This is a genomic window from Hymenobacter nivis (genome assembly GCF_006439025.1).
GTDB classification, from domain to species: Bacteria; Bacteroidota; Bacteroidia; order Cytophagales; family Hymenobacteraceae; genus Hymenobacter; species Hymenobacter nivis_A.
Window position 1 is genome coordinate 694,528 of the sequence record NZ_RCYZ01000001.1, and the last position, 12,325, is coordinate 706,852.

Sequence of the window (12,325 nt, forward strand, 5' to 3'; positions counted from 1 at the left end):
CCGGCTTTTTTGTTACACCGCTGTTACCTTAACCCCGTCATTAGCCGGCAGCGGCCGCCTTGTTAGTATCCTCATTTTTCTGGTTTTATGCGAATTTTACAACGAGCCGCTGTGGCTAGCGCTGGCGCGGCCCTAACCACTGGGGCCCTGGCGCAGCCGGCCCCCGTCGCGGCCATCAAGCCCAAGGTATTCACCAACTTCGGCGTCACGCGAACGGACAATTATTACTGGCTCAACCAGCCGGAAAGCCCGGAAGTGCTGGCCTACTTGAACGCCGAAAACGCCTACTACGACCAGCAAATGGCCGGCACCAAAGCGTTGCAGCAGAGGCTGGTGGCCGAAATCAAGGGCCGCATCAAGGAGGACGACGCCTCAGTGCCCTACCGCGACAACGGTTATTATTACTACACGCGCTTTGAGCAGGGCGGCGAGTACCCTATTTACTGCCGCAAAAAGGGCAGCCTGGGGGCCCCCGAAGAAATATTACTGAATGCCAACCAGCTGGGCCAGGGCAAGTCATACTTCCAACTTGGCGGCTGGGCCGTGAGCGACGACAACCAGGTGCTGGCCTATTCGGACGACGTGGTGAGCCGGCGCCTTTACTCGCTGCGCTTTAAGAACTTGGCCACGGGCAAGCTCTACCCCGAAAGCATTGCCAACACCGGTGGCGAGGCCGTGTGGGCGGCCGACAACAAAACGGTGTTCTACACCAAAAAGGATACTACCACGCTGCTGCCCTACCAGGTGTACCGCCACACGCTGGGCACCGACCCGCAGCAGGACGCTTTGGTGTACGAGGAGAAGGACAACACCTTCCACGTGGGAGTAAGCCGCACGAAATCAAAGAAGTACATCGGCATCGATTTAGCTAGCTCGCTCTCTTCAGAGTACCGCTACCTCGATGCGGGGGCCCCAGCGGGTGCGTTCAAAGTACTGGTGCCCCGCGAACCCGACCACCTGTATGAGGTGGAAAACATGGGCGACAAGTTTTATATCCGCACCAACTGGCAGGCCCCCAACTACCGGCTGGTGGTAGCGCCCGTGGCCAACCCCGCCAAGGCTGGGTGGCAGGACGCGCTACCACGCCAGCCCGAGGTTTTCCTGGCTGGCTTCGACTTGTTCAAGGATTACCTGGTGCTGAACGAGCGCAAGGAAGGCTTGCTGCAGTTGCGCGCCATCCGCTGGAAGGACAAGCAAGAGCAAAAAATTGCCTTTGACGAAGTGGCGTACACGGCCACTATTGGCGTCAACCCGGAGTTTGATGCGCCTACGCTGCGCTACAATTACACGTCGCTCACCACGCCTTCGTCGGTGTACGATTACGATTTTGCAACTCACCAGCGCACCTTGCGCAAGGAGCAAGCCGTGCTCGGTGGCTTCAACCGAGCTGATTACGTGACGGACCGGGTATTCGTGAAGAGCCGGGACAATGTGATGATTCCCATGTCCATCGTGTACAAAAAGGGCACGCAGCTCGATGGCAGCGCGCCGCTGCTGCAGTACGCCTACGGTTCCTACGGCTACTCGATGGACCCCACCTTCAGCGCGGCGCGCCTGAGCTTGCTCGACCGCGGGTTCGTGTACGCCATCTGCAATATCCGGGGCGGGCAGGAAATGGGGCGACAGTGGTTTGAGGACGGGCGGATGCTGCACAAAATGAACAGCTTCACCGACTTCATCGACTGTTCGGAATACCTCACAAAGCCCCACGCCGCGCCCGGCGGCCAACGCCAGTACTCGTCCACGGCCAAGCTCTTTGCCATGGGTGGCAGCGCCGGGGGCCTGCTCATGGGCGGCATCGTGAACCTGCGGCCCGACCTCTACAAGGGTGTCATCGCCGCCGTGCCGTTTGTAGACGTAGTAACCACCATGTCGGACCCCAGCATTCCGCTCACCACCGGCGAGTACGACCAGTGGGGCAACCCCGCCGACGAGCCTTACTTCAAATACATGCTCTCGTACTCGCCCTACGACAACGTGAAGGCCCAGTCCTACCCCAACTTACTGGTAACTACCGGCTTGCATGACTCACAGGTGCAGTACTACGAGCCGGCCAAGTGGGTAGCCAAGCTGCGCGCCACCAAAACCGACCGCAACCTGCTGCTGCTGCACACCGACATGGCCGCCGGACACGGCGGCGCTTCCGGCCGGTTCAAGTCGATTGACGACACGGCCCGGCAGTTTGCATTCATGCTGCTGGTGCTGGGCTTGAATTCCTAAACTGATCTTCCGGCGCTTTTGCTGGGCCCGCCGCCTATCTTTGGGGCCCTACTTTTCTCGCCTCGCTCCCACCCGCAATGCCCGATCCGCACGCCCACGACGCCCTTTCCAAAACCGATTTACTGGCCCGCAAAAACGAAGAAGCTCTGCTCGGCGGCGGCCAGGCCCGCATCGACGCGCAGCACAAGAAAGGCAAGCTCACGGCCCGCGAGCGGCTCGATTTGCTGCTCGACGAAGGCTCGTTTGAGGAAATTGGCAAGTTTGTGATGCACCGGGCCCGCGACTTCGGCCTCGACCAGGAGCACTACCTCGGCGACGGCGTGGTGACGGGCTACGGCACGGTGCACGGCCGGCTGGTGTATGTATTCTCGCAGGATTTTACGGTGTTTGGGGGTTCGCTAAGCGAAACCCACGCCGAAAAAATCGTGAAGATCATGGACCTTGCTTTGAAAAATGGGGCCCCCGTGATTGGCCTTAACGACTCGGGCGGGGCCCGCATTCAGGAAGGCGTGGTAAGCCTTGGCGGCTACGCCGATATCTTTTACAAGAATACGCTGGCCAGCGGCGTGGTGCCGCAGCTCTCGGCCATCATGGGGCCCTGCGCAGGCGGCGCGGTGTACTCGCCGGCCATCACCGACTTTATCCTGATGGTGGAAGACACGAGCTACATGTTCGTGACGGGGCCCAACGTAGTGAAAACCGTGACCCACGAGAACGTGACCAGCGAAGAGTTGGGCGGCGCCAGTACCCACAGCACCAAGAGCGGCGTCACCCACTTCACGGCTGCCAACGAGGTGGTGTGCATCCAGCAGCTCAAGCAGCTGCTGAGTTACCTGCCTCAGAACTGCGAGGAAACGGCTCCGGCTATGCCCTACACCGCGGGCGACGAAAGCCGCCCCGCGCTCGATACCATCATTCCAGACAACGCCAACCAGCCCTACGACATCCGCGAAGTAATTGACGGACTGGTGGATGCGGGCTCATTTATGGAAGTGCACCAGAACTTTGCCGAGAACATTGTGGTGGGCTTTGCGCGGCTGGCAGGCCGCAGCCTAGGCATTGTGGGCAACCAGCCGGCGGTGCTGGCCGGCGTGCTCGACATCAACGCCAGCACCAAAGCCGCGCGTTTTGTGCGGTTCTGCGACTCGTTCAACATCCCGCTGCTGGTGCTGGAGGATGTGCCCGGCTTCCTGCCCGGCACCGATCAGGAGTGGCGCGGCATCATCACCAACGGGGCCAAGCTGCTCTACGCTTTCTGCGAGGCCACCGTGCCGCGCATCACCGTCATCACCCGCAAGGCCTACGGTGGGGCCTACGACGTGATGAACTCCAAGCACATCGGGGCCGACCTAAATTTTGCCTGGCCCACCGCCGAAATTGCCGTAATGGGCGCCAAGGGGGCCGCCGAAATCATTTTCAAGCGTGAAATCGCCGCTGCCAACGACCCGGCCGCCAAGCTCCAGGAGAAAGTAGCTGATTACCAGGAGAAATTTGCCACGCCCTACCGCGCCGCCCACCGCGGCTTCGTTGATGAAGTGATTCTGCCTTCACAGACCCGGCAAAAGCTCATCCGTGCCTTTAAAATGTTGGAAAACAAGGTAGCTACCTTGCCGCGCAAGAAACACGGAAACATTCCGCTGTAAGCTCCGCTGGCAATGGCAGAAACCCTAGTGCGCTTCCGGCAATGGCTGTTTTCGGTGGATAAAGAGGCTACTGAAACGACATACGCCGCTTCGCTTGCCAGTGTGCCAACGGCCTGCGGGTGCCACGACTGCCTCAATTTTGAAGCCGCCCGGGAGCTAGCGTTCCCGCCCGAAGCGCTGGCTCTCTTTACTGAGCTAGGCGTAGATTATCGGCGTGAAGGAGAGGTTTTTCAATACCAACGGTTACCTGATGGCCGGCACCATTATGGCGGCTGGCTGCATTTTCGGGGTGCCATTCTAGATGGCCCCGATTTTTTCTCAACTGCAGAGAATAAAATCGCGTCGCTAACCGATTTATTCAGCATTGGTTTCACTGCTGGCAACGCTCCCAGCATCTTTCCCAACCTGCATCACATAGTACAGATTGAGATTGAAACGTACATCCCTTGGTTACTAACCGATGTACCTGAGCCTGATTAACTTGTCTTACTCACTTCTTCCCTATGCGTACTGAATCGTTCGACTTCCTCCAGAAATACCTCAATAATCCCTCCCCCACCGGCTTCGAGAAAGAGGGCCAGAAGCTGTGGCTAGAGTACATCAAGCCCTACATCGACAGCTACTTCGTCGATACCTACGGCACGGTAGTAGGCGTCGTCAACCCCGACGCCAAGTACAAAGTGGTCATTGAGGCCCACGCCGACGAAATCTCCTATTTCGTCAACTACATCACCAAGGAAGGCTACTTGTACCTGCGCCGCAACGGCGGCTCCGACCCGTTGGTGGCCCCCAGCAAGCGCGTCAACATCTTCGGTACCAAGGGCATTGTGAAAGCAGTGTTTGGCTGGCCGGCCATCCATGTGCGCAAAGCGGAGCAGGATAAGGCCCCCACCATCGAAACGGTATTTCTGGACTGCGGGGCGGCCAGCGCCGACGAGGTGGAAGAAATGGGCATCCACGTGGGCTCGGTCGTCACATTTGAGGACGAGTTCACGGTGCTGAACGACAAGTTTTACGTGGGCCGGGCCCTCGATAACCGCGTGGGCGGCTTCATGGTGGCCGAGGTGGCCCGCCTGCTGAAGGAAAACGGCAAAACGCTGCCCTTCGGCCTGTACATCGTGAACGCCGTGCAGGAGGAAATTGGCCTGCGCGGGGCCGAAATGGTGGCCCACCGCATCAATCCCGACGTGGCCATTGTGACGGACGTGACCCACGACAGCCAGTCGCCGATGTACGACAAGAAGACGGCCGGCGACATTTCCTGCGGCAAGGGCCCCGTGATTACCTATGGCCCAGCCGTGCAGAATAACCTGCGCGACCTTATCATCACCACCGCCCAAGACCGGGGCATCGGCTTCCAGCGCGCTGCTGCGACCCGCTCGACCGGCACTGATACCGACGCCTTTGCTTATTCCGGCTCCGGCGTGGCTTCGGCCCTTATCTCGCTGCCGCTCAAGTACATGCACACCACCGTAGAAACGGTGCACAAAGACGACGTGGAAGCCGTCATCCAGCTGATCTACGAAACCCTGCTGCGGATTGAGGACGGCCACGACTTCCGTTACTTTGCCTGAACCACGGATTCGTCGGATTTTGGGAACGATCTGGATTGATTCTTTATAAAAAAAGGCCGCTTTTTAGCGGCCTTTTTGTTGTTGTATCCATGCCCAGGGCAGTTTCCGGGGTGGTATAATTAGCGCCGCTAGCCCGTGCCACCCCGGAAACAGCTTTTAAGAAAACCATATCCCTCACCAATCGTCCCCAAAATCCGTGGCATCCGACCAATCCGATACATCCGTGGTTCAGACACCGCTCACCGTTACTGACCAGCTGGGGCGGCGGGTGGTGGTACCGTTTCCGCCGCAGCGCATCGTGTCGCTGGTGCCATCCCAAACGGAGCTGCTGTTTGATCTGGGGCTGGGCGCACGGGTGGTGGGCGTCACCAAGTTTTGCATTCACCCTCCGGAGGCGCGCCAGCAAGCAACGGTCGTCGGTGGCACCAAGAACTTTGATTTTGCCAAGATTGCCACCTGCCAACCCGACCTCATCATTGGCAATAAGGAGGAGAACTACCAAGCCGGCATCGAGCAGCTGGCAGCGCATTACCCGGTGTGGCTCAGCGATATATCCGATCTGCCGGGGGCCCTGCGAATGATCAAGCAAGTGGGGCTAATTACGGGCCAGGGCCCCCGTGCCGCTGCCCTGGCGGCCACCGTGGCCGAGCGGTTTGGGGCCCTGGGGGTGGCCTTGTCGCCCCCCGAATCGGTGGCCTACCTCATCTGGCGCAAGCCCTACATGGCGGCAGCAGCCGGCACATTCATCGACGACCTGTTGGCACGGGCCGGCTTCGCCAACGCATTTGGGGCCCTGGGGCGCTACCCCGAAATTGCGCCGGAGCAGCTGGCCCACGCCGCCCCCCAGCGCATTCTCCTGTCCTCCGAGCCGTATCCGTTCAAGGAAAAGCACGTGGCCGAGTTGCAAGAAATTTGCCCCGCGGCTCGCATTCAACTGGTTGATGGCGAATTGTTTAGTTGGTACGGGAGCCGACTGCTGCACGCGGCGGCGTACCTCAGCCAGCTTCGCTGACGGCAAAACCCGCCTTATCCAACTCACGCCAGAACTGCGGGTACGACTTGCGCACCACCTGCGGCGCGGCCACCTCCAAGGGCCCCAGCAGGGCCAGCGGCGCGAAAGCCATGGCCATGCGGTGGTCGTGGTAGGTAGCCACGGTTTGCCCGTCCACGCGAAAGCCCTCGGACACGGCCCGGAATACGCCGGCCTCCACTTCCTGCAAATCGCCGCCGAATTTGGCCAGCTCGGTTTGCAGGGCGGCAATGCGGTCGGTTTCCTTGATGCGCAGGCTTTCCAGCCCGGTCATGTCGACGGGTAGAGCCAGAGCGGCGGCCACCACGGCTACGGTCTGGGCTAGGTCGGGGCAATTGGTGAAGTCCAGGCGGAGGACGTCCGTACGTTCCGGCCGGGGGCCCTGGCGCAGCAGCACGCCTTCCTCGGCGGGCAGGTAGGTGGTTTCGACGCCGAAATGCGCCATGATGCCCGCAATGGCCTGGTCGCCTTGCAACGACTGCTGCCGCAGGCCGGGCAGCGTAATTTCGGAGCCAACGGGGCCCAGGGCCACCATTGCGTACCAGTAGCTAGCGGCCGACCAATCGCTTTCCACCGCGTAGTTGGCGGCTTGGTAGCGGCCTGCGGCCACGGTTAGCTCAGTGGCGTCGGCGTTGGCTTGGCACGGGGCCCCAAAGCGGGCCATCAGCGCCACCGTCATGTCGATGTACGGGCGCGAGCCGACGGGGCCGGTCAGGGTCAGCACGAGGCCGCCGGGCAGGTAGGGTCCCACCATCAGCAGGGCCGAAATGTATTGGCTGCTGATGTCGCCGCGCACACTCAGGCGCGTGGGCCCGTCAGCAGCGGCGGCCGAAGCAAACCCATTCAGCCGCAGCGGCGGGTAGCCGTCGTTGGCCACGTAGGCAATGTCGGCCCCGGCCTGGCGCAGGGCCCCCACGAGTACGCCGATGGGCCGCTCCTGCATTCGCGGCGTGCCGGTCAGCTCGCCGCGCCAGCCGGTTACGGCCAGGTAGGCCGTCAGGAACCGCATCACGGTGCCCGCATCTTCGGCGCTGAGGCGGTCGGTGCCGGGCGCGGCGGCCAGCAGTGCCTGCATTAGCTGGGTATCGTGGGCGTCGGAGAGGTTGCTGAGTTGGCCGCCGCCGGCCAGCGCGTGCAGGATGAGGGCACGGTTGGCCTCGCTTTTGGAAGCGGGCAGGTGGGCCAGGCCGCGCAGGGGGGCCCCGGGCCAGCGCAGGGAAATGGAAGCGTCGATGGGATTCGTATATATAAGGTTAAAAATGAGCCGTAGGGGCCCTACAATTTGTGGTAGTAGCGCAGGGCTCCCGCAATGTCGGCTTCGGTGATGGGCTGGTCGTACACGCCGTGGCCAATGCCGTGCAGCAGCGTGCAGTTGATGACGCCAGCGGCGTTCTTCTTGTCCTGCCGCGCAAATTCAGCAATGGCTTCGGTTTCAAGCACCACGAACTGAATTTTGTCGAACACCGAAAACACGAAGGTTTCGATGCGGTCCAGTTCCTCGGGGCTCAGCAGGCCGCGCTGGGCCGAGAGCCAGCTCTCGCAGACCAGGCCCGCGGCCACGGCTTCGCCGTGCAGCACCTCGCGCCCGGGCTGGGTAAGGAGGTAGCTTTCGAGGGCGTGGCCCACGGTGTGGCCAAAGTTGAGCAGCTTGCGGGGCCCCGATTCGAGCGGGTCGCTGGCCACCACGCGCTGCTTCAGCGCCACCGACTCTTCAATAATGGGCGTCCAGTCGTCGGTGAGCCAGCCTAGGCGGCGCTGCCGCTCAAAGGCGTCGGCGTCGGCAATCAGCCAATGCTTCAGCACCTCGGCGTAGCCGGCCTTCATCTGGCGCGGGTCAAGAGTGTTGAGCAGCACCGGCGCGATGAACACCGCCAGCGGCTCCTGAAACACGCCCAGGTGGTTCTTAAAACCCTGGTAGTCAACGCCGGTTTTACCACCCACGCTGGCGTCTACCTGGGCCAGCAGCGTGGTGGGCACTTGCACAAAGGCCAAGCCCCGCTTATACAAGGCCCCGCAAAACCCGCCCAGGTCCGTCACCACGCCGCCGCCCACGTTCACGAGCAAAGCGTGGCGGTCGGCCTGCCGCTGAGTGAGCACATCCCACACCAGGCTGCACGTAGCCAGGGTTTTGTACTCTTCGCCGGCGGGAATCTCGATGATGTGGTGGCCCTGGGGCAGCTGGGCTTCCAGCACCGGCAGGCACAGCCGGGCGGTGTTGGCATCAACCAGCACGAAGACCTGGCTAAAAGCCGGGCGGCGCACATAAGTGGCCAGCTCGGCCAAGGCGGCGGAGCCAATGGTGACGGGGGCGTTCATGCGGCAAAAGTCAGCACAAAACCCGGCAATATTCCCAGACCTTGCCGCAACATTTGGGTAACAGCCTGGCAATCCAATGTTATGTATGCCAACTATCGAGCTAATTTATAGAACTGCCATGTCCTTGATATTCGAGCAATTGGTTAACACAAACGTTACCAAATTAAAAGCTAATCTTTAATTAATTCTTCCGAGGCATACTCTAAATGAAAAACAAATGATAATTTGCCTTCAGGTTTCATAGCCATAGTCTTCATTTTTCTCACTTTTTTTCATTTATATGAAAAAGTTTACTCTTTTATTCCTTCTGGCGATGACCAGCCTGTTGCAGCAGGCTTTCGCCCAGAACCGGAGTATTTCTGGCCGGGTAACCGACCGGACCAACAGCCAAGGCCTACCCGGGGTAACGGTGCTAGCCAAAGGCACCACCGTTGGTACTTCGACCAACAGCGACGGCACGTACGTGCTGAGCGTGCCGGCCACTGCCACTACCCTCACGTTTAGCTTCGTTGGGTACACCAGCATTGAACGGCCCATCGGCACGGCAGCTACCGTCAACGCAACGCTGGCACCCGATGCCAAAGAGCTGGGCGAAGTAGTGGTAACGGCTGCGCTCGGTATTCAGCGGCAGCAGAAGGAGATTGGCTACGCCACCGCCACCCTTGACACCAAGGAAATCACCCAGGCTCGCGTGACCAACGTGACCAACGGCTTGGCTGGCAAGGTTTCGGGCCTGCAGATCCAGACGATTGGCTCGGGCATTAACCCCCAGGTACGGGTGACGCTGCGCGGCTCGCGCTCACTCACCGGCACCAACGAAGCCCTCATCGTGGTCGACGGTGTGATTACGACCAACGACGTGCTCTCGACCCTCAGCCCCGACGACATCTCCAACATCTCGGTGCTGAAAGGTGCCAACGCCGCGGCGCTCTACGGCTCGCAGGCATCGAACGGGGCCCTGATCATCACCACCAAGAAAGGTGGCACCACCCCCCAGATCACCCTTTCGCAAACCTCGCAGTTCGAGTCCGTATCGTTCCTGCCCAAATTTCAGTCTGACTTTGGCCCCGGTGCCAACTCGTGGAACGGCCAGCGTCCCGGCCAGAACTCACGTGCCGATTTTGCCCCCAACGGCGCCATCGACACCAACGAGGATTACGCTTATAACAGCTTCGAGAACCAGCAGTTCGGCCCCCGTTTCGACGGTTCGCTCCAGCCTTTCGGCGAGAAGCTGGCCAACGGCGACATTCAAATGGTGACTTACGAAGGCCGCCCCAACGAGAAGCGGGCGTTCTGGAACAATGCGTTCCAGGTCCAAAACGGCGTTACGTTCTCGGGCGGCGATGAGAAAAGCAAGTTCTTTGCTTCGTACCAGAACGTACACAACAATGGCATCGTCCCCAAAGACAAGTTCGACCGCAACACCTTCCGCATCAACGCGTCGCGCGAGTTGGATCGCCTCACCATTGGCTTCAACGTTTCGTTTTCGCAGCAGCGCATCGACCAGACGAACAACTTGGATGCCGCTAACTCGGTGTACTACAACTGGTTCAACACGTCGTCGATGGCCCCGTTGACCTCCTACAAAAACTGGCAGACGGATCAGTTCGCCAACCCCAACGGCTACTACAACGCCTACTACTTCAACCCGTACTGGGTAATCGATAACAACCGCACCAACAGCCGCCAGAACACGCTGCTCGGCAACATCGACCTGTCGTACAAAGTGCGCGATTGGTTGCGCGTGCAGTACCGCCTCGGCACCACCAACATCAACCAGTCGAGCCTAGTCACGCAGAACAAGTTTGTCTACAACTCCTACATCGCTGGTGGCAACACCAACAAGGGTGGCGCGGGCACCACGGGCTTCGTGCAGGACCTGAGCAGCAACCTGAACCGCATCAACTCGGACCTGTTCGTCAGCATGGACAAGACCTTTGGCGACTACTCGGTGCAGGCCATTGTGGGCAACAACATCCAGCAGCTCGACAGCCGCTACAACTCTGTTTCGTCGACGGCCCTGGCTACCCCCGATCTGTTCAACCTCTCGAACCGGGTGGGCAACCTGGCCGGTGGCGATGCCAACGCCAAATCGCGCCTGGTCGCTTTCTACGCCGACGTAACCCTAGGCTACAAAGACTACTTGTACCTGCACGGTTCGGGCCGCTTCGACAACACCTCGGTGCTGGACGCCAACAACCGCAGCTTCTTCTACCCTGGCGTAGATGCCTCGTTCATCTTCACTAATGCCATTCCGGCCCTCAAAGACGTTTCGTTCCTTGACTACGGCAAGCTCCGCGGCGGCATCTCGAAGGTTAGCCAAGTGAACTTGCCCAGCAGCACCGGCATCGGTGTGTACCAGACGGGCGGCGCTTACGCCCTGAACTCTACCTACTCGCTCGGCTCGGGCTTCCCATATGGCTCGTTGGCTTCGTTCACCGCCAACGGCGGCTTGGTGCAGCCGGGCCTGCTGCCCGAAACGACGCGCTCCATCGAGGCAGGCATTGAGCTCAGCTTCCTCAAGCGCCGGGTATCGGGTGCCGTTACCTACTACGCCCAGAAAAGCACTGCCCAGACGGTGCAAACGAGCATTTCGACCGCTTCGGGTTATAGCAGCCTGCTGCTCAATGCCGGCGAAGTGCAGAACCGCGGCGTTGAAGTTGACCTGAACCTGGTGCCGGTACGCCTCGACAACGGCTTGGTGATCACCGTGGGTGGTAACTTTAACTACAACAACAACAAAGTGGTTTCGCTGCCGGGTGGCCTCAGCCAGTTGGCCCTCTCTACGGGTGGCAACGCCCAGCTCTACGCCAAGCCCGGCCAGTCGTACCCTGTGCTGTCGGGCTCGCACTACCAGCGCACCGACGACGGCCGCGTTAAAATGGCCACAGTTCGCAATGCCTACGACGCCAGCGACCCGACCATCTACTACTACCCCCTCAAGGCTACTGACAACATTGACTTCGGCAACACCCAGCCCAAGTTCAAGTACGGCTTCAACGCCAGCGCTACCTACAAAGGTGTGACCCTCTCGGGCCAGGGCGAGCTGCGCACCGGCTACGTGGTGTACAACGGCATCGGCGAAGACCTCGACTTCACGGGCAGCGGCGCACGCAGCGCCATGTATGGCCGCCAGGACTTTATCTACCCCAACTCGGCCATCTCGAACGACAACGGCGCTACCTACGTGCCCAACACGGCCGGCTTCACGCCCGGTGGTGCTGAGTTCTGGGCGCAGAACTCGACCTGGAACCGTACGGTGGCTGAGAACTACGTAACCTCCGGCAAATTCTTCAAAATCCGGGAAGTGTCGCTGAGCTACGCCCTGCCGGCTGCTTTGCTGACGCGGACGGGCTTCGTGAAAGGTTTGTCGTTGAACGTTTTCGGCCGGAACATCTTTACCTGGGTTCCCAAGGAGAATATCTACACCGACCCCGAGTTCAGCTTCTCGAACTCCAACGCTATCGGCATCAACACCAACTTGCAGACGCCGCCTACCAAATTCTACGGTGCTAGCCTCAACGCAACTTTCTAATATAATC

General features: G+C 60.2%; 8 protein-coding genes. 6 read left to right on the top strand and 2 right to left on the bottom strand.

Annotated elements, in window-relative coordinates; all coding sequences use genetic code 11:
* Positions 1 to 87: 87 nt before the first annotated feature.
* The 5 genes from EAH73_RS02735 to EAH73_RS02755 all read left to right on the top strand — a co-directional run bounded on the left by EAH73_RS02735 (position 88) and on the right by EAH73_RS02755 (position 6,449).
* Positions 88 to 2,220 (top strand): S9 family peptidase, encoded by a 2,133-nt coding sequence (locus tag EAH73_RS02735; RefSeq protein WP_140464948.1) that lies wholly within the window; start codon positions 88 to 90, stop codon positions 2,218 to 2,220.
* A 77-nt stretch (positions 2,221 to 2,297) separates the two neighbouring features.
* Positions 2,298 to 3,863 carry an acyl-CoA carboxylase subunit beta gene (locus EAH73_RS02740; protein WP_140464949.1) on the top strand — a complete coding sequence of 522 codons (1,566 nt, stop codon included), beginning with the start codon at positions 2,298 to 2,300 and terminating at the stop codon, positions 3,861 to 3,863.
* Between the two features lie 12 nt (positions 3,864 to 3,875).
* Positions 3,876 to 4,343: a hypothetical protein gene (locus tag EAH73_RS02745; protein ID WP_140464950.1), complete on the top strand. Its 468-nt coding sequence runs from the start codon at positions 3,876 to 3,878 to the stop codon at positions 4,341 to 4,343.
* Between the two features lie 23 nt (positions 4,344 to 4,366).
* Positions 4,367 to 5,437 carry a M42 family metallopeptidase gene (locus tag EAH73_RS02750; RefSeq protein ID WP_140464951.1) on the top strand — a complete coding sequence of 357 codons (1,071 nt, stop codon included), beginning with the start codon at positions 4,367 to 4,369 and terminating at the stop codon, positions 5,435 to 5,437.
* 223 nt (positions 5,438 to 5,660) lie between these two features.
* Positions 5,661 to 6,449, top strand: coding sequence for a helical backbone metal receptor (locus EAH73_RS02755; RefSeq protein WP_240047113.1), 789 nt, complete (start codon positions 5,661 to 5,663; stop codon positions 6,447 to 6,449).
* Here EAH73_RS02755 and EAH73_RS02760 read toward each other — a convergent pair.
* A complete protein-coding gene (locus EAH73_RS02760) occupies positions 6,433 to 7,542 on the bottom strand; it encodes a 3-phosphoshikimate 1-carboxyvinyltransferase (RefSeq protein WP_240047114.1) in 1,110 nt (369 codons plus the stop codon). The genes EAH73_RS02755 and EAH73_RS02760 overlap by 17 nt on opposite strands.
* Positions 7,543 to 7,742: 200 nt before the next feature.
* Positions 7,743 to 8,783, bottom strand: a complete 1,041-nt coding sequence (locus EAH73_RS02765) for a 3-dehydroquinate synthase family protein (protein ID WP_140464953.1) — start codon at positions 8,781 to 8,783, stop codon at positions 7,743 to 7,745.
* Between the two features lie 313 nt (positions 8,784 to 9,096).
* Between EAH73_RS02765 and EAH73_RS02770 the strand changes: the two genes are divergently transcribed.
* Entirely contained in the window at positions 9,097 to 12,318 is a 3,222-nt protein-coding gene (locus EAH73_RS02770; RefSeq protein ID WP_161599427.1) for a SusC/RagA family TonB-linked outer membrane protein, read from the top strand.
* Positions 12,319 to 12,325 lie beyond the last annotated feature (7 nt).